Origin of the sequence: Streptomyces sp. NPDC096323 (assembly GCF_040302845.1) — a bacterium.
Classification (GTDB): Bacteria; Actinomycetota; Actinomycetes; order Streptomycetales; family Streptomycetaceae; genus Streptomyces.
This window is the reverse complement of the sequence record NZ_JBEOSI010000004.1, coordinates 657,133-681,634: the sequence shown is the minus strand read 5'-3', so window position 1 is coordinate 681,634 and position 24,502 is coordinate 657,133. Positions and strand designations below refer to the sequence as shown.

Genomic DNA, 24,502 nt, shown 5'->3' with positions numbered 1-24,502 from the left:
TGATGCACGTACGGGGATGGCGCCGCAGTTGGCAGGAGCGCAGCAAGATGGAGCGCATCGACCTGTATTCGCGGTTCACGGTCTCCTCGATCCCCTGGCTCTTCGCCCTGTCGTGGCAGTTGGCGCCCTTCAAGTCGGACATCCGCCATGAACCGCTCCCGCTCGCGCTGGGAGCGGCACTGCTCCTGGTGAGCCTGACGCAGTGCCTGCTGAGCAACCGCAACGTGCGTCCGTCGTACGAGCACTATCTCGGCATCTCCGTGTTCCCCACGCGGCGCCTACTCGGCCCCCTGGCCCTGTTGCTGCTGCAAGTCGTGCTGCTGGCGACTCTGGCCGGAGTGGGCGGGGTCGGTGGCCCGGGCCTGCTCCTCATGAGCCTGAACACACCGATGGCGTTCGTGATCACACGGGTGCTTCTCGTCCCGGTCCGCACCTTCGCGATCGAGTCACTGCTCCTGGCGGCGCTGACCACGGGCGCGCTCGCCGCGGCCGGAGTCCGGGGCGGTCCACTGGCCGGCATCGTGCCGACCGCGCTCTTCGGCAGTGTGCTGGTCCTGATCTCGGTACGGCCCAGCGCGTGGAGCCTGGGCGTGATGTGGCAGGCCGAGGAGGCCCGGGACATACAGGCCCGGCTCGCCGTCGCCGAGGAACGGCTGAGGTTCGGGCGGGACATGCATGACGTACTGGGCCGCAATCTCGCGGTGATCGCGCTGAAGAGCGAGCTGGCGGTGGAGCTGGCGCAGCGCGGCAGGCCCGAGGCACTGGACCAGATGGTCGAGGTGCAGCGGATAGCCCGCGCCTCGCAGCAGGAGGTACGCGATGTCGTGCGCGGCTACCGGGAGGCCGATCTGACCACCGAACTGGCCGGGGCCCAGGGAGTGCTGCGTGCTGCCGGCATCGCATGCACGGTGACGGGCGGGGACGGTACGGGACTGCCCGGGGCGGTCCAGTCGGCGCTCGGCTGGGTGGTGCGCGAGGCCGCGACCAATGTGCTGCGGCACGGTGACCCGGGCCACTGCGCGATCCGGCTCGGCGTCTCGGCGGACGCGGTGGTGCTGGACGTGGAGAACGACGGGGCGCCTGCGGCCGCTCCCGAGGGGACCGGTTCCGGGCTGGCCGGACTGCGGGAACGGCTCAGGGCGCTCGACGGCACTCTGGTGGCCGGGCCGACGGACGACGGCGTGTTCCGACTGCGTGCGCGGATTCCACTGGCCGCCCGCGCGGGATCCCCGGGCGTCCCGAACCCGGCGTCCGGTGAAGCCCAGCGCACGGCTGCCGGTGACACATCGCGTACGACGCTTCTGGAGGACCGACGATGACCGCGGTACGGGTGCTGCTCGCCGACGACGAGCATCTGATCCGGGGCGCTCTCGCCGCCCTGCTCGCGCTGGAGGACGACCTGGTGGTGGTCGCGGAGGCCGCGACCGGCCCGGAGGCGCTCGCCATGGCCCGGGCGCACCGCCCCGACGTCGCGGTGCTGGATCTGGAGATGCCGGGGGCGGACGGTGTGAGTGTCGCCACATCGATACGGTCCGAACTCCCCGGCTGCCGAACCATGATCGTGACGAGCCACGGCCTCCCCGGGCACCTCAAGCGAGCTCTCGCGGCAGGGGTGCGGGCGTTCGTACCGAAGACCGTCAGCGCCCGGCAGCTTGCCGGCATCATCCGTACCGTGCATGCCGGAAACCGCTATGTGGACCCGGAGTTGGCGGCCGATGCCATCGCCGCCGGGGACTCGCCGCTGACGGTGCGCGAGGCCGAGGTGCTGGAGCTGGCGGCCGACGGGGCGCCGGTCGCCGAGATCGCGGCCCGGGCCTCCCTGTCGCAGGGGACGGTCCGCAACTACCTTTCTGCGGCAGCCGCGAAGCTCGGTGCGGAGAACCGTCATGCCGCGGTGCGTCTCGCACGCGAGCGGGGATGGGTATAGTAGTTCTCGCGCTTCGGCGCTTGCGGACGTAGCTCAGTTGGTAGAGCGCAACCTTGCCAAGGTTGAGGTCGCCAGTTCGAACCTGGTCGTCCGCTCGGTTCAGCAAGAAGCCCCCGACCTTTCGGCCGGGGGCTTCTTCGTGTCCGGGGCGCTTAGTTCCAGGGCGTGCCGGTGAGGAGTTCGTACGCCTCCACGTACTTGGCGCGCGTCGCGTCCACGATCTCCTGGGGCAGCGCCGGCGGGGGCTGCTCGCTCTTGCGGTCCCATCCGGAGGCCGGTGCGGTCAGCCAGTCGCGGACGAACTGCTTGTCGTACGACGGCTGGGCGCGGCCCGGCTCCCAGGCGTCGGCCGGCCAGAAGCGCGAGGAGTCCGGGGTGAGCACCTCGTCCGCGATGATCAGTTCCTCGCCGCCGTCGGCGGTGGGTGCGAAGCCGAACTCGAACTTCGTGTCGGCGAGGATGATCCCGCGCTCCCGGGCGATGTCACGGGCCCGGCTGTATACGTCCAGGGTCGCGCGGCGCAGGTTCGCGGCGGTTTCGGCACCGATCTGGCGGGCCACTTCCTCGTAGCTCACGTTCTCGTCGTGATCGCCGACGGCCGCCTTGGTGGCGGGGGTGAAGATCGGGGCCGGCAGCTCGGAGCCGTCGACGAGGCCCTCGGGAAGGGCGAGACCGCAGACGGTGCGCGACGCCTTGTATTCGACCAGGCCGGAGCCGGTCAGATAGCCGCGGGCGACGCACTCGACCGGGACCATGCGCAGCGACTTGCAGATCGTCGTGCGGCCGGCCCAGTCCGCCGGGGCGCCCGGGGGCAGCTCCGTGGACAGGACGTGGTTGGGCACAAGATCGGCGAGCTGGTCGAACCACCACAGCGAGAGCCGGGTCAGGACGCGGCCCTTGTCCGGGATCTCGGTGGGCAGGACCCAGTCGTACGCGGACATCCGGTCACTGGCGACCATGACGAGGTCGCCCGCCTCGTTCCGGTACAGGTCGCGCACCTTGCCTGTGTGCAGGTGGGTGAGTCCCGGAACCTGCACGGGCTCGGGCTTTTCTACAAATCCGGACACGCTGCCTCCGCGTAGGTTGATCCAGGAGCTGTTCCGATTGTCCCGTATCCCGGTGCGACCGGCTGCGGGAGGGGTGCGGAGGGGTACGGATGCGCTGCCGGAGGCCCTGCGGGGGCGGCCGGATGGCTCAGGCGCGCTTGCAGATCCGGTCGAGGAGGTTGGCCGTCGCCCGCTGGATGCGCGTGTCCACGTGGCCGGGCCGGTCCAGGGCGGGAGACCAGGCGAAGGTGCCGGAGGCGAAGACGAGCGCGCCCGAAGGAGCCCGGTAGAGGGACGTCTCCTGGTGGCGCGTCACGCCGTCGCTGTCCTGGTACGGGGAGTGCGCGAGCAGGATGCGGTTGTCGTGCTCGGGAAGCGTGGTGCGCGGGAAGTAGCGGTCGGCCTCACCCGCGACCAGCCCGTCGATCTGGTCGCCTTCGGCTGCGCCGGTCGCGTCCCAGAGCCAGTGCTCCGCGTTCCGCACGACCAGGGGGTGGGGGTCGGGGACCCGGCCCGCGTACTGGATTCCGAGCAGTTGCTGCTCGGGGCGGTCGAGCTCGCGCCAGAGCGCGGGTTTGCCCGGGCCCCGGCGCTTGCGGCAGCTGAGCAGCCGGTCGGGGACGCCCGAGGGCGACGGCGCGAGGCTGACCTGCCAGTACATGGTGTTGGCGGAGAGGAAGACGAGGGACGTGCCGTGGTCGCGGGCGCGTTCGGCGGTGCGGCGCATGGGAACCGACCAGTACTCGTCGTGGCCGGGGAAGACGAGGCCCCGGTAGCGGGTCGGGTCGATCCGGCCCGCGTGCAGGTCGCGGGTGTCGGCGTAGGCGATGTCGTAGCCGTAGCGCTCGGCCCAGCGGATGAAGTCGTAGGCATGGCCGACGTGGAGCGGAAGCCCGGCTCCGGCGTAGGGGCGGTCGAAGGAGACGGTGACCGCCGCGTCCTCCTCCCCCAGCAGCCGGCCCTGCTCGTCCCAGGCGTGGTAGAGGCTCGCGCCGGTTACACCGTCCTCGGGGTACAGGTTGTATGCCTGCCAGGTGATGTCCGGGAGGACGAGCAGCAGGTCGGCCGGATGGTCGTCGCGGACCGTGAACGGGATGTGGGAGCGGTAGCCGTCGACCGTGGTGAGCACGGCGACATACGCGCCGATCGACCAGTACGTCGGAATCTGCAGCCGCCAGGACTGCCACCAGTGGTGGCAGGAGACCGTGCGGTCGGCGGTGAGGGGGGCCGGCTGGACGATGCCGGAGAGCCGGGGGCTCGTGGTGATCTTGGCCGCGCCGTCGCCGCCGTAGTGGCCGATCCGGTAGACGTCCACGGAGAACTGCTGGGGCGGGTCCACGGTGATGTGGAAGTCGATCGCCTCGCCGGGGGCCGCGGCGCCGGTGGAGATGAAGCCCTTGATCTGGCGGCGGACGTCGTCGGCGGTACGCGTGCCGCCCCCGGTGGAGCCGCTGGGGTCGGCGTACCAGGGAACGACCTGACCGGTGTCGTCGAAGTAGTTCTCACTCCCGCGCAGCCAGGGAAGGGGCCCCTGGCCGAAGGGATCGGTGACGGCGTGCGCCAGGGCACCTGATTCCCAACGGCGAATCTGCTCCGCCCCCATGACGCATCCCTCCCTCAGGCCCCCGGAACAACAGTGGTGCGCCGACTGTCAGCGCCGGTCCCCAGCACATCACATAACGCATGCAGTCCGTCACCGTTCGTCGCGAATTGACGTGAACGGAACGTGGCGTTCCGGGTGTCGGGGGCGCGCGGCCTGAACAACCGCCCGTCTTCACGTGTTTCAGACGAGACGCACGGGTTTGTCGGTACGCACTCCGACCGACACCAGCCAGGACCGCAGCGGCCCTGCGTCCCCGTCCTCGACCAGGCTGAGGACCGGACTGCCGAGGTCGGCCCGGCGCTCGCCGTCGACCAGCAGGGCGGGCCCGTCGAGCCAGTCCAGTCCTGGTGCCGCGCCCGCCGTGTCGACCGCGGCGCAGCAGACCATCGCCGCGACATGGTCCACGAGCAGTTCGGTCCCCGTACGGGGTGGCTGGAGCGGGAAGAGCGGGAGCGGATCGGGCCCCCAGGGATCCAGCACATCGCCGCCCGCCTCCCCTGTGCCGCCGCCGCCGGCCGGCACAGGCGCCTGCGCCTCTTCACGCGCCACGGCCGCACTGATCCCGGCCGCGAGTTCCTCGCCCCCGTCCCGGCCGGCGGCCAGGTGCTCGACGACGCGCGCGAGTGTGGGCACTCCGGCGCAGGCCGTGTCCGCGTCCGTGCCGGAGGCGGGAGGCACGCCCATGGTGTCGAGGACGCGGTGCAGCCGGGCCGCCTCGGTACGCCACTTCCGGTCGACGACCTCCTCCGGATACTGCTGCCAGTCCACCGGGGCCCAGTCGGGCCCGGTCTCCGCCGGACCGCCGTGGAAGAGCCGCGCGGCCAGCAGGGACGCCGCCTCGTCGGCCGCTCCCGGTTCCTCCAGGAGGTCGCAGGCGGGGCGCTCGCCGAGCCGCGTGGCGTACCCCTCGGCCAGCCGGTCACGCCGGGAGAGCTCGGTGAGGGCGGAGACGACGCCGGCGTCCAGCCGGGAGGGCCAGCGCCCCATCCGCCAGGCGGGGAGCGCGACGCGCGTGAGCAGCCGGTCCCAGCCCGCGTAGGCGAGCCCGACCTGTTCCTGCGCGACGACCCGGAGCCCGTAGTCCACGGCCTGTGCGCGCGTCGACGCGGCAGCGGCGACGCCCCGCTCCATCTCGGCGGCGTGGCCACGACAACTGCGCAACAGCAGCCGCGCGATCCGGCCGACGAACCGGCCCGGCAGCCGCAGCACCTTGCGCACCGGCCCCCGGGCGGGGGCGGCCGCATCGGCGACCACGCCGTCCAGTCCGCGTACGAAGCGCCGGGCCGCGGCTATGTCGGGGTGGGCGGACGGGCCGGTGCCTGCCACCACCGGGGCGAGCACCGCCCGCAGCTCGGCGACGCGCATCCACCAGAGGAACGGGGAGCCGATCACCAGCACGGGTGCGGCCTGAACCCGGCGGCGCCCCGGCCGGCGCCCAGGACCGGCCGCGGCGTCTCCCCGGCTCGCGGCCTCGTGGGCCGCCCGGTCCGCGGCGGGATGCGTACGGTCCTCCAGCCAGCTGTCGCAGTCGGGCGTGAGCGCTATGGCCGAGGGCGCGGGCACCCCGAGCCGTTCCGCCAGCTCGCGGACCAGCCGGTAGAGGTCCGGGGCGGCCTTCTCGCCGAGCGGGACGGTCGGGCTGACCGCCGGCCTCGCCCGTACGACCGCGATCGCCACGGCTGCGGCGACGAGCAGGACGACGACGGCGCAGGCCGCCACGGCCCAGCGCACCGCGTCCCAGCCGCTGCCCTCGGCGTAGCCCTGCGCGCCCGCGGCGAACAGCACGACGGCGAACGCGGCCGGCAGCAGTGCCACTGCCGTCGCCCTGCTGCGGATGCGCAGCAGGGCGAGAGCCCGGGCGCGCGCTGCCTGCGCACCCAGCTCCTCACCTGTACCGGTACCGGACACGGCCGGACGTCACCCCCTCTGCCCCCACGGCGGTGTTGCTCACTCCCCCACTGTGGCACCCGTCACTGACATCGCAATGCCGGTGGGCCAAGTGCCGGAACGCTTGCGCCGCACCCTAGTTGGGCCTTCGCCGGGCGTCATCCGGATGGCCCCAGTCGTCACTCGATGGAATGGCTTTGGGCAAAGGTGCTGACGCGCCGCTGTCCATGGGGCAGCGGCGCGTCAGTGGGGGCGGTTGTGGGCGGTACGGTCCGCTCAGGAGAGGTGCGTCCGCAGGGCGCGGCTCAGGCCTCCGCGGCCTTCTTGGCGATGTCCGTACGGAACTGGGAGCCGTCGAGGCGGATGCGGCCGGCCGCCGCGTAGGCGCGCTCACGGGCGCCCGCGAGGTCCTTGGCCGTCGCCGTCACGGAAAGCACGCGGCCACCGGCGCTGACGACCGCGTCGCCGTCCCGCCGGGTCCCGGCGTGCAGCACGTACGCGTGCGGCGCGTCCTGGGCCGCGACCTCGTCGAGCCCCTCGATCGGATCGCCCGTGCGCGGGGTCTCCGGGTAGTTGTGGGAGGCGATGACCACGGTGACCGCGGCGTCGTCGTGCCACTTCAGCGGGGGCAGCACGTCCAGGGTCCCGTTGGCGGAGCCCAGCAGGACACCGGCCAGCGGGGTCTTCAGACGGGCCAGGACCACCTGGGTCTCCGGGTCGCCGAAGCGGGCGTTGAACTCGATGACCCGTACGCCGCGCGAGGTGATCGCGAGGCCCGCGTACAGCAGCCCGGAGAAGGGCGTACCGCGGCGGCGGAGCTCGTCGACGGTCGGCTGGAGGACCGACTCCATGACCTCGTCGACCAGCTTCGGGTCGGCCCACGGCAGCGGGGAGTACGCCCCCATGCCGCCGGTGTTCGGGCCCTCGTCGTTGTCGAGGGCCCGCTTGAAGTCCTGGGCGGGCTGGAGCGGCAGGACGGTGGTGCCGTCGGTGATCGCGAAGAGGCTCACCTCGGGGCCGTCGAGGAACTCCTCGATGACCACACGGTCGCAGGCCAGCGCGTGGGCGCGGGCCGCCTCGATGTCGTCGGTGACGACGACACCCTTGCCCGCGGCGAGGCCGTCGTCCTTGACGACGTACGGGGCGCCGAACGCGTCGAGGGCGGTGTCGATCTCCGCGGCGGTGGTGCAGACGTAGCTGCGGGCTGTCGGGACGCCCGCTCCGGCCATCACGTCCTTGGCGAAGGCCTTGGAGCCCTCGAGCTGGGCGGCCTTTCCGGACGGGCCGAAGCAGGGGACCCCGGCGGCGCGCACGGCGTCGGCGACCCCGGCGACAAGCGGCGCCTCCGGGCCGACGACCACCAGCTCGGCGCCCAGTTCGGTGGCGAGGCGCGCGACGGCAGCGCCGTCGAGGGCGTCGACCGGGTGCAGTTCGGCCACCTCTGCGATGCCGGCGTTGCCGGGGGCGCAGTACAGAGCGGTGACGTCGGGGTCGAGGGAGAGAGAGCGGCACAGGGCGTGTTCGCGGGCGCCGCCGCCGATGACGAGGACCTTCACGGGGTGCAGCCTAGCCGCCGGGGCACCGCGCCCTCGACGAAAGCCGGTCCGTGGACACCCGGGGGCACGCGTTCGGCGAGCCTGCGGGCGCCCACCGGGCGGCTCCGCCACCGCCCTACTCGTTGGTGAACTCCTCCACGACCGTGGCGCCCAGCTCGCGGACGATCAGGTCGTGCCCGGACAGGGCCGAGTCGACGAGGTCCGGGTCGTCGGCCTCGGGGGTGTCGTCCTCGGGGGCGACCGACCGGGGCGGTTCGGGGGCGGCGTACGACGGGGGCGGGGGCTCCGGGGCGAAGCCGCCGCCGCCCTGCTGCTGCCGCTCCGGCGCCGGCCGGGGCTCGTACGACTGCGGGGCCGGCGCCGGGGCCGCGGGGCGCTGCTGCGGTGCGGGCGGGGCGCCTGCGGAGGGACGGCCGCCGCCGACCTGCGGAGGCTGCCCGGCACCGCCCGACGGGTCGACAATCGCCTCGATCTTCCACTGCGCGTTGAACCGCTCGGCCAGGGCCTGCTTCAGCACCTCCTCGCTGCCGCTGCTCGCGAAGTTGTCGCGGGCTCCGGCGTTGAGGAAGCCGATCTGCAGGGTGCTGCCGTCGAAACCGGTGACCTGTGCGTTCTGGCTGAGCAGGATCCAGGTGAACCGGCGGCGGCCCTTGACCGCCTCCAGGATGTCGGGCCACATATTGCGCACCTGTCCGGCGCCCTGCGTCATGCCCGGGGCGGGCTCGGCGGCGACGGGCACCGGGGCCGCAGCGGGTGCGGCGGGGGCGGGTGCTGGGGCGGTCTGCGGTGCGGGGGCCTGACCCGGGGTCGAGGCGGTGGGCCATCCTCCGGGCCGCCGCCCCTGCTCGGGTGCCGCCGCCGCGGGCCAGGCGCCGGGCCGCGGTTCGGCGGCGGGGGCTTCGGTGGGCGGCGTCTGCACGGGGGCCGCCGGTGCGGGAGCGGGCGGCGCCTGCGCGGGAGCCGGCGGGGGCACGTCCCCCCGCGCGGCCGCGCGTGCGGCAACGGCACCTGATCCGGCCTCCGGCTGCGGGGCGGGGGCCGGGGCGTAGGCCTGCGGAGCGGGGGCGGCCGGGGCATGGGCTTGGGGGGCGACGGGCGCGTGCGCCAGTGCCTCGGGCCCGGGGACGTACCCCATCGAGGGCCCCGGCCCGGTCGTGGCGAACGACGCACCGCGCTCCAGCCGGTCCAGCCTGGCCTGGAGGGAGCGCTCGTCGTCGAAGGCCGCAGGCAGCAGCACGCGGGCGCAGATGAGCTCGACCTGAAGCCGCGGCGAGGTCGCGCCCCGCATTTCCGTAAGGCCTTCGTTGACCAGGTCCGCGGCGCGGCTCAGCTCGGCGGCGCCGAAGACGGACGCCTGGGCCTGCATCCGCTCGACGACATCGGCCGGTGCGTCGATGAGGCCCTTCTCTCCGGCGTCCGGCACGGCGGCGAGGATCACCAGGTCACGCAGCCGCTCGAGGAGGTCGGCGACGAAGCGGCGCGGGTCGTTGCCGCCCTCGATCACCCGGTCCACGACCTCGAAGGCCGCCGCCCCGTCGCCCGCCGCGAAGGCGTCCACGATCGAGTCGAGCAGGGAGCCGTCCGTGTAACCGAGCAGGGACGTCGCCATGGCGTACGTCACACCTTCGTCGCCCGCACCGGCCAGCAGCTGGTCCATGACCGACATGGAGTCACGCACGGAGCCGGCCCCAGCCCGCACGACGAGGGGGAGCACGCCCTCCTCGACGTAACTCTCCTCCTTGCCGCACACCTCGGCGAGATACTCGCGCAGCGTCCCGGGCGGCACGAGGCGGAACGGGTAGTGGTGGGTACGCGACCGGATGGTGCCGATGACCTTCTCGGGCTCCGTGGTCGCGAAGATGAACTTGAGGTGCTCCGGCGGCTCCTCGACCACCTTCAGCAGGGCGTTGAACCCCGCCGGGGTGACCATGTGCGCCTCGTCGATGATGTAGATCTTGTAACGACTCGACGCGGGCCCGAAGAACGCCTTTTCCCGCAGGTCACGGGCATCATCCACACCACCGTGCGAAGCGGCGTCGATCTCGATCACGTCGATCGATCCCGGCCCGTTGCGCGCGAGGTCCTGGCAGGACTGGCACTCCCCGCAGGGCGTGGGCGTAGGGCCCTGCTCACAGTTCAGACAGCGGGCGAGGATGCGCGCGCTGGTCGTCTTTCCGCAGCCGCGCGGACCGCTGAACAGGTACGCGTGATTGACCCGGTTGTTGCGCAGGGCCTGCTGCAGCGGGTCAGTGACATGCTCCTGACCGATGACCTCGGCGAACGACTCGGGGCGGTAGCGGCGGTACAGCGCAAGGGACGACACACATACGAGGTTATCGGGGCGGACTGACAAGCGGCCCCGTCCGGGCACACCACCGGCTGCGGGATACCTCACCCCGGAGAAACCCGGCCCTCGTCGCGGACCGCCCCCGGACACACAAGGGCCCCCCACGCACCCGCCAGAGCCAACTTACCCTTGCTGCCTTCCGGCCCTGGGGGAGTTCAGTCAGATAGCGCCACGTGAGGGGCTGACGCCCACCTTAGCCGATCCCCACCCCCGCAAGTCCACCTCCCCCACCTCCGGGGACCCCGCCGGGACCCCCCGCGGAGCGCCTGAGCGGAACGGGTTCGCGAGCACTCCTCAACGTCTTGTATTGTTTGCCGCGGAGGATTCGCCTAGTGGCCTAGGGCGCACGCTTGGAAAGCGTGTTGGGGGCAACCCCTCACGAGTTCGAATCTCGTATCCTCCGCCATTGCTCTCACCGGGCAATACGTCGAAGGGCCCCACCGCTTGCGGTGGGGCCCTTCGGCGTTGGTGGTTGCAGTTCCCGGCTACCGCCCGATGAGGACTGCCCGGCACACGTTGCAGTACATGGCCGCGTCCTGCCCCTACCGCCGCATCATCTGGCTGCAGCCGGTGCACAGCCCGAGCTCCCACGGTGGGCAGCCCAGCGCTGCGGAGGCTGCTGCCCGACCGGCACGAAACCAGTCCGCGTGAATGGCGCCACAATGACCGGCGCCCTCGCTGAGGAGGCAGCGGCGCTCGCTGCTCGGTACGCACTTCCAGACTTCGAGGTGCCGGTACCCGCCACGGATCACCATCTCCTTGCCGTCGGCGATGTCCTTCCACGGCACGTCGTCGACGCGCGCCCAGGAAGCCCGGTCGATCAAGGAAGCCGTCCGGTCCTTTGCCACCCACAGCGGGGTGGTGTTCGGCTCCACGGCGCTGACGGAGCGCCGATGCACGCTGCTGAGACTGAGGTGGTGGTACTGGTTCTCCCAGCCGATGCTCAGCCCACCAGGGCCGGTGACAACGGCACGCGAAACGCTCCGCCGGCTGGCCATGGGAGCCTCGACCTCGGCGTCCAGGCCGTACCGCCCGGCGGTCTCGACGTTTCGGTCCTTGGTGATTTGCGCTGGGCGCTCACCGCCGGGGTCGCCTTGTGCGTGATGGCTGGTGCGAGGCCACGAGCGACCTCCGGCCTCCGGCGTAAGGAATCGGCGACACACTCGCCGCCAAGAACCGTGCCTCCCTGACCTACCACCGGCCCTTGTTGTCCGAGGCTGGCTGTGTAGTGAGGCTGCACGACACCACGCTCTGCACCTCCATGTTCCGCTACGACGATGACCTTCTGATCAACCCGCACGTCTGGGGCCAGCCGGCCAGCGCCAACCCCCTCCTCCATCTCCGCAGAGCAGACACGGCGGGCTGGTCCGACAACTACGCTCAGAGTTTCGAAGCTGTCTGGGCCACCGCCCGGCCCTGGACACCCGACCAGGAGGGGCCCTCGCCGCATGGGCAGGACTGAGTACTACAACGACCCCAAGGCCCCCAAGGCAAACACACTCATCCCAGCCAGCAACCTACTCGTCGTTGACGACAACGGCGCCATACTCCTCCAGCGCCGCCGGGACACAGGCCAATGGGCCTTGCCGGGCGGCGCCCAGGACATCGGCGAGACGGCGGCGCAGTGCGCCGTTCGTGAGTGCCTGGAAGAGACCGGAATCATCGCCGAGGTCACGGGGTTCCTGGGGGTCTACACGAACCCGAACCACATCGTGGCCTACACCGACGGCGAGATCCGCCAGCAGTACGAGAACACCTACATCGGCCGCCCGGTGGGCGGCGAGACCACGATCAACGACGAGGCCGACGGCGTCCGTTACGTCCCGCCGAGCGACCTGGACCAGTACGACATCCACCCCAGCATGCGCCAACAGATCGGCGACTACCTCGCCGGCACGTACCCCTACCTGGGCTGAGCCGCCAAGGCCGCCTCCACCCGGCTCACAGCCGCACGGATGTCCGGCTCAGCTCTACGAATGAAGCGTCCCACCAGGCTGTCAGCTCCATAACGGGCAGCGATCTCTGCTAAACGGGCCTTGGCAGAGGTGACTTCTCCATCGGGCGTAGTCGTCATGTCACAGAACACAAGGGCGTCCACAAGAACCTGGTCCTCAAGCAGCGGAAACTCGGCCTCCAGAATGTCCCGCAGGCCGCGCTCCTCAGCCTCCAGCAAGGCCAGCGAGTGATTCGCTACCAACCGGACCAGCCGTGGGTCCGCGCCATGGACGTCACGAAGAAACCGGGCGCCATCCAGCGGATGAAAGCCAGTAAGGGCCAGCCGCGGAGCGTAGCCAACATCGTGCAATACGGCCCCAGACAGCATCAGCTCGGCGTTTGATCCCAGAACCGCAGCCAACTCGACCGCGCGCTTAGCGACTCCCTGGGAGTGAGCCCATCGACGCGGAAGGGGCTCACGCAGCTCTGCTTCCGCCGCCTGGAACGCTCGCCTTGCTACTGCTTCGTCCATAGATGAATCTTTCCGGATAGAGGGCCGCCCATCTGCAAGGTGCAAGCAGTCGAAATCTCACGGACTGTCGAAACCCTGCACTCATGGAACAAACTCAGCACGCCTACCGAATTCCAGCTCCCCGCGCCGGCCGCGAGCGGATTGAATTTCCCTACACTGCCCCACGCGCCTCACATTGCATCACGCCGAGATACCTCTAGTGGAACTGCCCAGCCTTCCATGAGGTGAATGGCTCTAGCCTGCCGATCTCCGGCGCGGCAGCACTCACCGCTTCCGAGAAGTCCCTCGCCAGCTTCCTGGTCATTCTGAGAAGCTCGGCCAAGTTATGGTATTCCATCCGAGGGTCTGGGGTCCACGACGTTCGCGATGTGCACTCAACGCTGACTACATCACCCTGGGGGGTGAACGTGAGCACACGTTCGACCCCTCGCGGATAGAGGTCTATCGCCACGACTCGACCCGATTCAAGTGCCGCGAGTAGCTCGGGGAGACCTTCAAGGAAGGAGGACATGTCGTATTCAATGTCGAACTTCCAGTCGTCCTGCCCGAATCCACCAATCGCGAACCGACAATCAGTCCCCGACAGAGAGGAGCACCCTTCGATGACGAGGTACTGATAGTCATAATAGTCCTCCAGCCCGCCTCCCAGCCCCCTCCCCGAAACACCACCCGAAGGGCCCTCAAATTGAAAGTGAAACATTTTTCTCCTCATGGAATTATTGGGTAGGCGGACCTGAAAAGGCCGTTTCGCCCCGGAACGAGGATAGCGTGAGTTGCCTCTTTCCAGGTTTCGTCTTCGAATACAACCCTCCCCGTCCCCTGGGAATCTGAACGATGTATGAACCCTCCGTTCCTGTCAGGCCGGGGCGATGTTCTCGGCGCAACAGGTCGGCGGCCGCTTTGTCGTCAAGCCATTGGCCTAGTAGGAGGGTGGAGCACAGTTCCACAGCATCTCTCGTGAGACTCTCGTGAGAATGCGGTGCATCCGGCTGCTGCCCCAAGTGGCCTCAATACTGTGGGGCGCACTTTCGGCGCAGCAGCCGGATGCACCGCGAAAAGTAACAAGAAGCACTGTATAAGCTCCCAGCCGCACGCCGCCAACAACCCCCATAAAGCGATTTCGGAATCAACGGGCCCGAGAAGGCGTCGCCGAATCTAGAAGTCGCTGGAAGTCCCGAACGAGGACCATGCGATAGGTGTCGAGGCGTGTCAGATTTCGAAAGATATCTGCTGCGATCTGCTCTTGTCGCTGAACGTCGCTGCCGAAGTCCCGGACAGTGATCAGTGCGTCGTAGTCCTCGAATCGGATACCGTGGTCCTCTTCGTAATCATGTGACAGCTCCACTTCAACAGCTGCATGACCAAGAGAGACACTGTAGTCAATATATCCGGGCGTCTTGACATGCAACGGGGATCCACAAGCGGATCCGATGTCGGAAATCAGCCTTTCTACTGGCTGGCCAGGGCTAATAAAGATGGTGTGGGTGATACTCATAGATCTTCCTATGGATAAGTGAGGTTGAAGTTGTCGCCGACGACACGAATGCCATCCATTCGACCCGGCGGGTTGTTACGGAAAAACTTGCCGACCCCCTCCCTTGCGGCTTCCTCGCTAAGACCACTTCCTCGTGCGTCAATAATTGCATGACGCGCCTGCCCCTTGGCCTTATTAAGTTGATTTTTCACCGTACCTGAGCTTGCTCCAGGATCGAGACTCTTGAATTCAGTCTCAACCCCGTCCACGAATGCGTCAGCTCGTCGCACTCCATCCTCAGTAGCTTCCGCTTGCGCCCGGACATGCTTCCCTTCGGATTTCAGTAGTTCAGCTACCTCTCGTTCCCTTGGATCGAATGTCTTTTCCGTCTCATCGATGCTGCCCTCTCTACTGCCCTTTCCTTCACTGCCCCTCCCCGCCCGCTCGCTTTCCGTGCCTTCGAAGCCCCCATTGGCACTGGCCCCCATGAGCACGATGCCCGCAGAGCCCAGAAGAGCTACGTTAACTGCGGCTATGACGGTCAGACCGCCCATGGCGCCCCCGCCAGCGAGGGCCAGACCGGCAAAACCCATACCAGGTCCGATGAGTGCGGCCAGGGCGACCAGAAAGAGAAGGAGTCCGACCCAGAAGAGAGTCTGGTCGAGGGCTTCCAGTAGATGGGCCGGGGAGAGGAGCGTGTCGGTGGTGACGTCGGCGCCACCGAGACCGCGGTAGAGCATGAATGCTCCGGCGGCGGCGGAACCCAAGGCAGTGGTGATGCGGAAGCGGTGCAGGGCCACTTGCTCACCGATGGGTTGGGCCGCAGTAGCCCGCCAGGTGCGGAGCAGGGCGGTCAGCTGCCAGGCGATCCAGGTCAGGGCCGCCATGGCGCAGTAGAGAAGGATCTCAGGACGCGGTCCAGTGGCGATATACGTCTGCAGACCAGAGGTGGAGTGGAACGATCCGATACCCAGGAAGATCAGAGAGGGCAGAGCAAGGAGACAGGGAATGACCAGTTGCCATCTCCAACGTCCGCTGCCGGCGCGGGTCTTTTTCAACAGCCCGCGAATGTCCAGACCCTGCCAGGCACCTTCACGGTCGGAGGTGTCGATGCGGGCGGCGATGTTCGCGGTCAGGCGGCGCAGTTCCTCGGTCTCCGCAGCTGGGGCGAGGGCGGTCATGTAGCACAGCGCGCGGCGCAGCCGTACGAAACGAACAGCGATCAGCACGGTCCAAGGCAGGCGCCACGCGGCGTAGCGGATGAGGGCAGCGGAGCTGTCGCCGGCCTCGCGTTCCGCGGCCAGCAGAACGCCCGGTATTCGGCTCTTCCCGTGGTGCAGTTGGCGCAAGTCAACGAGCATGGCCAGGGCCAGGCAGACCACCGGCATCAACCACGACTTGGCGTCCAGCTTCTCCAGCCATTGCACCGCGCCGGTGGCGTCGTAGTGCTGGGCCACGTAGTTGTTCAGCGTGTGGTAGCCGATCGCGCTCGCTACCGGCACCACCGCCAACAGCCGTATCCAGCCGCGGCCGCGCAGCAGCACCCCAACGCCGAGGCCCGCCAAAGCCGTCCACACCAGATGCGAGAACGTCGCAGAGGCAGCCTCCTGACCCATCTCCAAGGTAGCGAACGGGGCCGGAAGCCAACTGGTGAACACCTGGTGTGGGCCGGGCACATACGGTGGGGACAGTCCATCGGGGATCACCCAGCCGCCATGGGCGCGTGGGATGGCCCGCTTGGCGTCAGCTGCAAATCGCAGCAAAGCCTCCAACAGCCCGAACCCGGCCCCCAGAGCTGAGCCGAGCACCACGAAGTCCGACAGCCCCCACTGTCGACGCACCTTGGCATACAGCCCGGCCAGCAACAACGGGCAGAGTTTGATCAACTCCTCCACCCATGGCGCCACCGTGTAACTGGTGGTGTCCACCACCTCTGCCAGCGGAAGCCCTGAACCATCCGCATACAGGCGGGTGTAGGCCACTTCCACAAGCGCCACCACCACGCCGCACCCGTACACACCCACCATCAGGGCCAGCAACACCGTGGACAACCGCACCGACCGCGTGGGCCACGCCAACGCAAACAGCTGCAGCACACCCCACACGGCAGCCGCCACCATCAACAACGCCACGCCGCAACCCCTACAGATAGATTCAGTTCGCAGTAGCGAACGAAATGCTATGGGGGTTCCTAGTGGAGAGCAAGAGGCAGATCCAATGGGTCTCGGTCGGCTGGATGCGCCTCATTCCCAATCAGTCTCCCGCCTCAGACCGGCGGGGCAGGTCCTGAACGGCGTCAGCGGCTTGGCCCGTTGCCCGCGTGCCCCACTCGGGTCCTTGAGCAGGATGCCCGAGCGGGTCCGGGATCGATCTCTGCTGGACGGCAGTGATCTCGTCGTCTTCCTGCTCCGACGCCTCTCACCAGATCTTCTGGCCACGGAGGCCGGTATCTCCTACTCGGCTGATCGTCCCGTAGTGATCACTGGCAGGCGCCCAAGGCTGGTCTCATTCGTGGTCTCGTTCACCTTCGTCCGAGACTGCCCGGAAGGGGCTGCCTTGCGTACTGCGCCGCAGGTCAGGACGAGCGCGGCTCGCACCGGACAGCCAGACGAACATTTGGAAAGCGTGTTGGGGGCAACCCCTCACGAGTTCGAATCTCGTATCCTCCGCCATTGCTCTCACCGGGCAATACGAAGTAGGCCCTGACCGGTTCCGACCGGTCAGGGCCTTCTTCGCGTCCCGGTCCGAGACGGTGCAGCCACAGACCGCGAGCCGCGGGGCGGCAGGCTCTCCGCGATCTTCCGTCCCGCTTCCCGTCTCGGCCGAGGTCCCAGGGACCGGCTTCCGGGCCTTCGGGCTCCGCTTCGTCGGCCTCCGCTTCGTCGGCCTCCGGGCCTTTGGGCTCCGCTTCGTCGGCCTCCGCGCCTGCGCCACGGTCCGGGCTCGGTCCACCCGGTGAAAGGCGTGCGCGGTGGCCGGTGAGGCCCTGAGCGTCGGCGGCGGATACCGCCACGCGTGCCCGCTCGTCAGCACGTACCCCGCGGCCGTGAGCACCGCCCGCTCGTCCACCGGAGCAGTCCCCCGCCCTGCGGGCGGGGCGAGGACCTCGGCACCAACGGAGCTTCCGGCTCCGGTAATCGTCCGGCACCGGCCGACGCGGCAGATCGATTCGCACGGGTCGGCGTCGTGCCGCACCAGCCAGGTCGGCGGAATGAAGCCACTCAATTGCCTTGAATAAGTCTTTACTTGACCGGCTCTTGCCTTTCATGGAGGGTCTTTAGCATGACTAAACGTCGCAGTTCACGTCAGCTCGAGGAACTGTCTCATTTTCTGCGCACGCGTCGCCTGCGCCTGTCCCCCGAGGATGCGGGACTCGGCCCTTCGGGCCGACGCCGCACCCCCGGATTGCGCCGCGAAGAGGTGGCCGTCCTCGCCGGCGTCGGTACGTCCTGGTACACCTGGCTGGAACAAGGGCGTGACATCAATGCCTCGGAAGCCGTGCTCAGTTCGGTGAGCAGGGCGTTACAGCTCGGACCGGACGAAGACATCTACCTGCGGCGGCTGGCCGGTCTGAAGCCACCCAGGAACGCAGGTGGTGGCTATGACGATCCCGAGCGCCTCGCCGAGATCGTGAACCACTGGTTTCCCAACCCCGCACTGGTACGGGACCGATGCTGGAACATTGTCGCCGCCAATTCGGCCGTGCCCGAGTTCCTGGGATTCTCAGGAGTCGGATCGAACATCCTGGTGCAGTTCTTCGCCGACGAGACCTGCCGCAGCCGTTACGCACACGCCGATGACTTGGCCCACAGCACCGTTGCCCGTTTCCGTACCGAAGTGGCCGATTGCTTCGGCCGGCCCGAGGTGGAGCGGATCGTGGAGGAACTGGCAGAAACAAGTCCACAATTCGCCGAACTGTGGAACAGCCATGAAGTGCTCTCACCGATGAAGGGCCGTGAAAAGCAACTGACGCACCCCGAAGTGGGGACACTCGGTTTCGATGTGCACGAGTGGGAGCTGGCCGCCGACCGCGAGGTTCAGCTCATTCTGCACATGCCGTCGACAAAGGAGACCGCGATGAAGCTGGATGACTTCTTCGCCGTGGCCGATCCGGACGAGCCGGACCGGCCGGGCGACGACGGTCAGGCGCCTGAGGAAAAGGCAGCCGCGACGGCGTAACTGTCCTCGAAGGTCTGATAACGCTCGATAACTCCGTCACGGACCGTGATCCGTATCGCGAAGGGGCCGGAGCACAGCCTGCCCGTAGCGATCACCTTGTGGGTGAACTCACCGAGGACAATGGCGTCCTCGCCATCCACCGCTATCCGCTCGACGTCGAAGCGCTCGGTCTGAACAGCGCCCACGAATTTCGCGAAATAGCCTTCCACCTTCTGTCGTCCCACAAGGTGCCCCGTCCACGGGACGGTGGGTGCACCCGCGACGACCAAGTCGACGTTTTCCGCACACAGTTCCGGCAGCCCGGCAAGGTCACCCTCCGCGAAGCGGCGGAAGAACTCCTGTACGGTCTCCGCGGTACTCCGGTGCGTCTTCTGCGTCATGACATGCGTCCCTTCTCGACGAGTTCGTTCTTCTGGCTGCCGCCTTCGGCAGGGATGCCGAAGGCGGCCAGATGACGGCGGATCCGGTCCAGTCCGGCGGAGGTGTCCTGCGCCGCCACGTAGTGATCGGGCCGGACCAGGACGGCCGAGAAGCGTCGGCCGCGCGCGGCGCGGACCGATATCAGCCCCCGGTAGGCCGCCTCGAGTTCGGCGATCCGTGCAGGAATCTCGCCCGACGGCGATGTGACGAGCAAGGTGTACCTGTCGATCGGCAGCGACGCACGAACCTCGGCATCTGCCAGTAGCCGGCCGTTGCGGTAGCCCGGTCGACGCAATCGGCCACCGGTCTCCTCGTCCACGGCGGGTCCCGCCGGGTAGTGGTTGGTCAGCCCGGCGAGCCACGGCGAGTAGAAACGGTCGAAGACACCGGTCCTCTCGGCGAGCCGCGAGGAGACGTCCCGGAACATGATCTTCCAGCGCTTGTCCAGCATCCATGCCTTCGTCTGCACCTCGGCCTGCCGGACCACCGCCTGCGCGACGGCGGCACGCTCGCTGCCGTAACTATCGAGCAGGGCCGGCGAGGCAGCCGCGCGATGGACGAGCGCCAGTTTCCAGGCCAGGTTGTGGGCGTCCGTGACCCCGGTGTTGAGGCCCTGACCGCCCGCGGGACTGTGGATGTGCGCGGCGTCGCCCGCGAGGAAGACCCGCCCGGCCCGGAACCGTTCGGCGTGCCGGGCATGGATGCTGAAGGTGGTCTGCCAGGAGACGTCATGAAGCCTCAGACCGCCCGGGCCTCGCTTGTCGACGTAGTCCTGGAGTACCTCGCGGGTCAGGTCCTCCGGCTTCATCCCGGGTGAGGCCGCGGTGAACACCCGGAACCGGCCGTTGTAGAGCGGGACAAGCACCATGATCCCGTTCTCCGTGCAGTAGTAGTGCACGGAGTCCCGCCTCAACTCGCCCTCGATGGCGGTGTCGGCCAGGATGAACAGGTTCGGGTAGGTGGCGCCTTTGAACTCCACCCCCAGCGCCTTGCGCACCGTGCTGCTCGCGCCGTCGCCCCCGATCACGTACGAGAACTCCTCGGTGGACTCCTCGCCGTCCGGTCCGCGCAGGGTGGCGAGTACGCCGTCGCCGTCCTGGCTGATCCGGGTCAGCTCCGTCCGCCATGCCACCTGCCCGCCCGCGGCCTCCAGCGCTTCACGCAGCAGCTCCTCCACCTCCGGCTGGATGATCACCATCGGGCGGGTGAGGTCACCGAAGACGATGTCGCAGATCGGCTTGGTCCCGGAGTTGTAGCTGAACGAATGTACGGGCAGTCCGTGCTTGTCGATGTACGCCGAGGCGCCGAGGCCGCGGAACACCTCCAGGGTGCGCGGCCACACCATCAGTGCCTTGGTCAGTGGGCCGGCTTCGGCTGCCTTGTCCACCAGCCGGACCGGTATTCCGCGCCGGGCCAGCTCGGCTGCGGCCGTCAGGCCTACCGGGCCGGCACCGACGACCAGCACGGGCCTGTCATCGGGCTTGTTCATGAGCTCTTCTCTCCCAAGGTGATCGGTTCCTTGACACCGGGGTCGGCGGATCCGGCCGGGTGGGGTGCGGGGGCGGGACGCAGCATGCGCATGATCAGCGGCGCACCCAGGGCACACACCGCGGCGAGCAGCCACAGCACCGTGTGCAGGGCGGAGGTGTAGGAGTCGGACACGAAAGCGGTGAAGTCGGCACGCTGGGCGGCGGGTACCTGATCGGCCACCGAGGTGATCTCGCCCTGCACCACGCGGTTGGCGAGTTCGCCCACGCCGCCGTTCCAGCCATCCGGGTGCTGGAGGTTGTGCTGCGTGACGCTGACGAGGACCGACCCCATGCCGGCGATGGCCACGGCCTCCCCGGTCAGCCGCATGGTGTTGAACAGGCCGGCCGCCATGCCGGCCCGGCTCGGCTCGACGGAGCCGACCGCGGCGCCGTCGAGCAGGCCGAACGCGATGCCGACGCCCGTGCCGATGACGAGCAGCGGGCCTGCGATCGAGAGGGTGGTGGAGTGCCGGTCGAGGACCGTCAGCCAGGCGGCGCCGCCCGCCACGAGCAACAGGCTCGATCCGAGCAGAACGGCCGTACTGACCCTGCGGACGAGCGCACCGCTCACCACGGGCAGGGCAAGCACCGGTCCGCTGAGCAGCAGCATGGTCAGGCCTGCCCGCCCAGAGCTCATGCCGTTCACGCCGATGAAGAAGGACGGCAGGAAGACCAGCAGGCATACGAAGCCGAAGGCCAGCAGCACGGGCATCAGGCTGACCGCGACGAACTTCGGCTCACGCAGCAGGGACAGCTCCAGCATCGGCCGCTTGCGACGCTTCTCGATCCGTACGAACGCTGCAAGGAGCACCACGGCCAGTACGCCGAGCGCGAGAACCAGCGGGTTCGACCATCCCCACTGCGGCCCCTCGACCACGGCCAGGGTGAACGCCGCCAGGGCGCCGCTGAACGTGGCCGCGCCGGGATAGTCCACACCGCTCGCCGAGGGATCCCGGGACTCGGTGAGCAGCGGGCGCAGCAGCAACACGGCCGCGGCGACGGCGGCGTGGACGAGGAACACCGAGCGCCAGCCCCAGGCTCCGACGAGCAGGCCGGACAGCGAGGGGCCGAGGGCCAGGCCCAGGCCGAATGACGAGCCGAGGAATCCGAAGGCCCGCGCCTGCCCCTCTCCCGCGTACGCCTGGGCGAGCAGGGCGGTGGCCGCGGTGAGCACCATCGCCGCGGCCACACCGGCGGCGCCGCGCAGCACGTCGATCACCACCACGTCGGAGGCGAGGGCGGCACCTGCCGTGCACAGGACGAAGGCGGTGAGGCCGAGGGCGAACATCCTGCGCCGGCCGAGCAGGTCGGCGAGCGATCCCGCCACGAGCATCACGCTCGCGAACGTGAGGTTGTAGGCGTTCACGACCCACTGCACCGTGACGAGTGACGCATGCAGGTCACTGCCGAGGTCGGGCAGGGCGACGGAGGTTCCGGTGAGTGAGGCGGGCAGCAGTCCGCACGCGATGCAGACCGCGACAAGAGTGAGAGTGGGACGGGACCGTACGTCACCCGTCGGACGAGTAGGCACGAAGACTCCTTCGGTCACGGAGCGACCAGGAAAGAACGGGGGAGAGACGGAAGAGGGAGGGAGAGGAACGGACCCGGGTTCACACCGTCGGCCGACGGGCGCGCCCACGCAGTTGCTCGACTCCCCACAGCAACAGCACCAGGGCGGACAGGCTGCCGCCGGCCACGGACACACCGGTCCATCCGGCGGCGGAGTAGACGGCTCCGGAGAGCGCCGAGCCCGCTGCTCCGCCCAGGAAGTAGGCGGACATGTAGGCCATCGTGATGCGGCTGCGGGCCTGCGGGCGCAGCCGGTAGAGAACACCGAGATTGGTGACCTGCGCGCCCTGGACACCGAAGTCGAGCAGGAGGACGCCGAGTACCAGACAGGCCGGCAGGTGACCGTGGTCGAGGGCGAGGAGCACCCAGGCCAGCAGGTTCGCGACGTACAGCAGGGTGGTGGCCAGTCGGTCCCGGCCGCGGTCCACCAGCGGCCCCACGGCGCGGGCCGCCACCGCTCCGGCTGCGCCGAGCAGCCCGAAGGCACCGATCAGCGCTTCTCCGTACGCATACGGCGGCTCGGCCAGGAGGAAGGCGGCCGAGGCCCAGAAGACGCTGAACGAGGCGAAGGTGAGGAAGCCGTACAGGCAGCGCGTCCGCAGCAACGGCTCCTCGGTGACCACCGAGGTGACCGAGCGCAGCAGCGCGGCGTAGGCGAGGCGCTCCGCGGGTTCGACATCCGGCAGCAGGCGCCACAGCGCCGCAGCGAGCACGAGCATCGCGACCGCTGCCACCACGAACACCGCGCGCCAGCTGCCGGTCCACTGGGTCAGCAACCCCGCACCGGTGCGGGCGAGAAGGACGCCGCCGAGCACACCGCTCATCACCCGGCCGGTGACCCGTCCACGCTGTTCCGGCTGGGCCAGCGCGGCCGCGAACGCCACGAGGAGCGGGGCACCGACGGCTGTCACCGACATCAGTCCGGACACCACGATCAGCGCGGTCGCGGTCGGAGCGGCGGCCGAGGCCGCCTGGGTGGCGGCGGTCACCAGCAGCAGGACGACCAGCAGTCGACGCCGGTTGACGATGTCCCCGAGTGGTACCAGGAGGGCGAGGCCCACCGTGTAGCCGAGCGTGGAGGCGGTGACCACCAGGGAAGCGGTACCGCTGCCGACGCCGAATGCCGAACCGATCGCGGTGAGCAGCGGGTGCGCGTAGTAGATGTTGGCCACAGCGAGGCCGGCTGCCACGGAGAAGAGCGTGACCAGGTGGTTCGGCAACCCGCCTGCCGGGCGCAGCACGTCGGCTGTGCGGCGCCCGGCGAGTCGGGTGGGGGACGTCATGGAACCAGCACCAGCTTTCCGACGGTGCGGTTCGCCTCGCCGTACTCGTGTGCCTTCGCGGCCTCGGCCAGTGGGAACGCCTGGTCCACACGGACCCTCAGGTCTCCCTGTGTCACCAGGCGGGCCAGCTCCTCGAGGCCCGCGTGGTCGGGCTCGACGAGGAAGCCCGTCACACGCACCCCGAGACTCGCGGCGTGGGTGGCGAGTTCGGGGCTGACGTGGCCGATCACGGTGATGAGCAGTCCGCCCGGCCGCAGGGTCCGCACCAGCTCGAAGCTGTGATCGCCACCGAGCAGGTCGAGGACGACGTCCTGCCCGGTCACCGCGTGGTGCAACGGCCCGGTGGTGTAGTCGACGGGGTGGTGGACCCCGACCGCACGCAGGAAGTCGTGCTTGGCGGCGCGTCCGGTACCGGTGACTTCGGCGCCCAGGGCACGGGCGACCTGAGCCGCCAGGTGACCGACCCCGCCCGCTGCCGCGGTGACCAGGACCCGGTCGCCGGCCTTGACGTGCGCGGTCTCGACGAGGGTCTGCCAGGCGGTGAGTCCGGCCAGGGGCAGCGCGGCGGCCTCCTCGAAGCTCAGCTCCTTCGGCTTGCGGGCCAACTGCCGTGCGGGAGCGGTGACATATTCCGCGTACGCACCACCCCGACGCGGGAAACCGATCAGGCCGAACACCTCGTCACCAGGGGCGAAACGGGTCACCCGCGGGCCGGACTCGACGACTCCGGCGACGTCCCAGCCCTGGATGAACGGGGTGGCGCCCAGCCCGCCGGACGGGAACTGACCGGACCTGATCTTCCAGTCGACGGGATTGACACCCGCGGCCGAGACCTTGACCAGTACCTCCGTGGGGGCCGGCTCCGGGGGGTCCACCTCGGTCAGCCGCAGGACATCCGGCGTGCCGGTGGCGGTGGTGACGACAGCCCTCATCGGCCCGCCCGCCCGTCGAGGTAGGTGAACCACTCGGCCGGCGTCTGGCCGAGGCGGAGGTCGCCCTCCGGCACGTCGATGCCGTACTCGCGCTGGATGAAGAGGACGATCTCGACCATGGTGAGCGAGTCCAGCTCAAGGACCTCCAGGGGCCTGTCGGGGACGACCGTCTCGACGGGGACCTCGGCTCTCTCGGCTATGAAAGTGACCAGGCCTGGATACGTGGTGGCGATCATGTGGTGTTGCCTCCATGGGAGTTCTCCGGGTGTTCCGGAACGGCGAG

20 protein-coding genes, 2 tRNA genes, 1 other RNA gene and 1 pseudogene are annotated in these 24,502 nt (G+C 69.2%); 7 read left to right on the top strand and 17 right to left on the bottom strand.

From position 1 onward, the window contains the following. Positions 1–2: 2 nt before the first annotated feature. The 3 genes from ABTX18_RS14480 to ABTX18_RS14470 all read left to right on the top strand — a co-directional run bounded on the left by ABTX18_RS14480 (position 3) and on the right by ABTX18_RS14470 (position 2,022). Positions 3–1,319: a sensor histidine kinase gene (locus ABTX18_RS14480; protein WP_352123030.1), complete on the top strand. Its 1,317-nt coding sequence runs from the start codon at positions 3–5 to the stop codon at positions 1,317–1,319. Continuing rightward, entirely contained in the window at positions 1,316–1,927 is a 612-nt protein-coding gene (locus ABTX18_RS14475) for a response regulator transcription factor (RefSeq protein ID WP_136330177.1), read from the top strand. Before ABTX18_RS14480 ends, ABTX18_RS14475 begins: the two co-directional genes overlap by 4 nt. Positions 1,928–1,949: 22 nt before the next feature. Next, positions 1,950–2,022 (top strand) — tRNA-Gly (locus ABTX18_RS14470). A 57-nt stretch (positions 2,023–2,079) separates the two neighbouring features. On the opposite strand, the gene ABTX18_RS14465 is transcribed toward ABTX18_RS14470, so the two are convergent. The 6 genes from ABTX18_RS14465 to ffs form a co-directional block, all read right to left on the bottom strand. Next, complete coding sequence (locus ABTX18_RS14465) at positions 2,080–2,994, bottom strand: phosphoribosylaminoimidazolesuccinocarboxamide synthase (protein WP_352123029.1); 915 nt, start codon at positions 2,992–2,994, stop codon at positions 2,080–2,082. A 127-nt stretch (positions 2,995–3,121) separates the two neighbouring features. After that, positions 3,122–4,576 carry a N,N-dimethylformamidase beta subunit family domain-containing protein gene (locus ABTX18_RS14460; protein WP_352123028.1) on the bottom strand — a complete coding sequence of 485 codons (1,455 nt, stop codon included), beginning with the start codon at positions 4,574–4,576 and terminating at the stop codon, positions 3,122–3,124. 180 nt (positions 4,577–4,756) lie between these two features. Continuing rightward, a complete protein-coding gene (locus ABTX18_RS14455; RefSeq protein ID WP_352123027.1) occupies positions 4,757–6,484 on the bottom strand; it encodes a hypothetical protein in 1,728 nt (575 codons plus the stop codon). Between the two features lie 284 nt (positions 6,485–6,768). Then, on the bottom strand, positions 6,769–8,019 hold the full coding sequence (gene purD / locus ABTX18_RS14450; protein WP_352123026.1) for a phosphoribosylamine--glycine ligase: 1,251 nt from the start codon (positions 8,017–8,019) through the stop codon (positions 6,769–6,771). A 115-nt stretch (positions 8,020–8,134) separates the two neighbouring features. Continuing rightward, positions 8,135–10,342, bottom strand: a complete 2,208-nt coding sequence (locus tag ABTX18_RS14445) for a DNA polymerase III subunit gamma and tau (RefSeq protein ID WP_352123025.1) — start codon at positions 10,340–10,342, stop codon at positions 8,135–8,137. A gap of 114 nt (positions 10,343–10,456) precedes the next feature. Beyond that, positions 10,457–10,551: signal recognition particle sRNA small type (ffs, locus tag ABTX18_RS14440), an RNA gene on the bottom strand. A gap of 133 nt (positions 10,552–10,684) precedes the next feature. Here ffs and ABTX18_RS14435 point away from each other — a divergent pair. Continuing rightward, positions 10,685–10,772: transfer RNA gene (locus ABTX18_RS14435), tRNA-Ser, on the top strand. A gap of 136 nt (positions 10,773–10,908) precedes the next feature. Here the strand turns inward: ABTX18_RS14435 and ABTX18_RS14430 are convergent. Next, positions 10,909–11,364: a hypothetical protein gene (locus tag ABTX18_RS14430; protein WP_352123024.1), complete on the bottom strand. Its 456-nt coding sequence runs from the start codon at positions 11,362–11,364 to the stop codon at positions 10,909–10,911. Positions 11,365–11,513: 149 nt separating this feature from the next. Here ABTX18_RS14430 and ABTX18_RS14425 point away from each other — a divergent pair. Further along, a pseudogene (locus ABTX18_RS14425) lies at positions 11,514–11,828 on the top strand (XRE family transcriptional regulator); the annotation flags it as partial. Beyond that, complete coding sequence (locus ABTX18_RS14420) at positions 11,815–12,282, top strand: NUDIX hydrolase (protein WP_352123023.1); 468 nt, start codon at positions 11,815–11,817, stop codon at positions 12,280–12,282. The pseudogene ABTX18_RS14425 and the gene ABTX18_RS14420, both read left to right, overlap by 14 nt. Here the strand turns inward: ABTX18_RS14420 and ABTX18_RS14415 are convergent. The 4 genes from ABTX18_RS14415 to ABTX18_RS14400 all read right to left on the bottom strand — a co-directional run bounded on the left by ABTX18_RS14415 (position 12,270) and on the right by ABTX18_RS14400 (position 16,439). Continuing rightward, on the bottom strand, positions 12,270–12,833 hold the full coding sequence (locus tag ABTX18_RS14415) for an HD domain-containing protein (protein WP_352123022.1): 564 nt from the start codon (positions 12,831–12,833) through the stop codon (positions 12,270–12,272). The genes ABTX18_RS14420 and ABTX18_RS14415 overlap by 13 nt on opposite strands. Before the next feature lie 196 nt (positions 12,834–13,029). Then, positions 13,030–13,545, bottom strand: a complete 516-nt coding sequence (locus ABTX18_RS14410) for a hypothetical protein (RefSeq protein ID WP_352123021.1) — start codon at positions 13,543–13,545, stop codon at positions 13,030–13,032. A 414-nt stretch (positions 13,546–13,959) separates the two neighbouring features. Continuing rightward, positions 13,960–14,328, bottom strand: a complete 369-nt coding sequence (locus ABTX18_RS14405) for a hypothetical protein (protein ID WP_352123020.1) — start codon at positions 14,326–14,328, stop codon at positions 13,960–13,962. Positions 14,329–14,336: 8 nt separating this feature from the next. Beyond that, positions 14,337–16,439, bottom strand: coding sequence for a CdiA C-terminal domain-containing protein (locus ABTX18_RS14400; protein WP_352123019.1), 2,103 nt, complete (start codon positions 16,437–16,439; stop codon positions 14,337–14,339). Positions 16,440–17,589: 1,150 nt separating this feature from the next. Between ABTX18_RS14400 and ABTX18_RS14395 the strand changes: the two genes are divergently transcribed. Further along, positions 17,590–18,486, top strand: a complete 897-nt coding sequence (locus tag ABTX18_RS14395; RefSeq protein WP_352123018.1) for a helix-turn-helix transcriptional regulator — start codon at positions 17,590–17,592, stop codon at positions 18,484–18,486. Here ABTX18_RS14395 and ABTX18_RS14390 read toward each other — a convergent pair. The 6 genes from ABTX18_RS14390 to ABTX18_RS14365 form a co-directional block, all read right to left on the bottom strand. Beyond that, positions 18,450–18,866 carry a nuclear transport factor 2 family protein gene (locus tag ABTX18_RS14390; RefSeq protein ID WP_352123017.1) on the bottom strand — a complete coding sequence of 139 codons (417 nt, stop codon included), beginning with the start codon at positions 18,864–18,866 and terminating at the stop codon, positions 18,450–18,452. The two genes, ABTX18_RS14395 and ABTX18_RS14390, sit on opposite strands and share 37 nt — an antisense overlap. After that, positions 18,863–20,395 carry an FAD-dependent monooxygenase gene (locus ABTX18_RS14385; RefSeq protein WP_352123016.1) on the bottom strand — a complete coding sequence of 511 codons (1,533 nt, stop codon included), beginning with the start codon at positions 20,393–20,395 and terminating at the stop codon, positions 18,863–18,865. Before ABTX18_RS14385 ends, ABTX18_RS14390 begins: the two co-directional genes overlap by 4 nt. Next, positions 20,392–21,966 (bottom strand): MFS transporter, encoded by a 1,575-nt coding sequence (locus tag ABTX18_RS14380; protein ID WP_352123015.1) that lies wholly within the window; start codon positions 21,964–21,966, stop codon positions 20,392–20,394. Before ABTX18_RS14380 ends, ABTX18_RS14385 begins: the two co-directional genes overlap by 4 nt. 79 nt (positions 21,967–22,045) lie before the next feature. Beyond that, on the bottom strand, positions 22,046–23,287 hold the full coding sequence (locus ABTX18_RS14375) for an MFS transporter (RefSeq protein WP_352123014.1): 1,242 nt from the start codon (positions 23,285–23,287) through the stop codon (positions 22,046–22,048). Then, a complete protein-coding gene (locus ABTX18_RS14370; RefSeq protein WP_352123013.1) occupies positions 23,284–24,219 on the bottom strand; it encodes an NADP-dependent oxidoreductase in 936 nt (311 codons plus the stop codon). Before ABTX18_RS14370 ends, ABTX18_RS14375 begins: the two co-directional genes overlap by 4 nt. Then, positions 24,216–24,455 (bottom strand): acyl carrier protein, encoded by a 240-nt coding sequence (locus ABTX18_RS14365; protein WP_352123012.1) that lies wholly within the window; start codon positions 24,453–24,455, stop codon positions 24,216–24,218. Before ABTX18_RS14365 ends, ABTX18_RS14370 begins: the two co-directional genes overlap by 4 nt. Positions 24,456–24,502 lie beyond the last annotated feature (47 nt).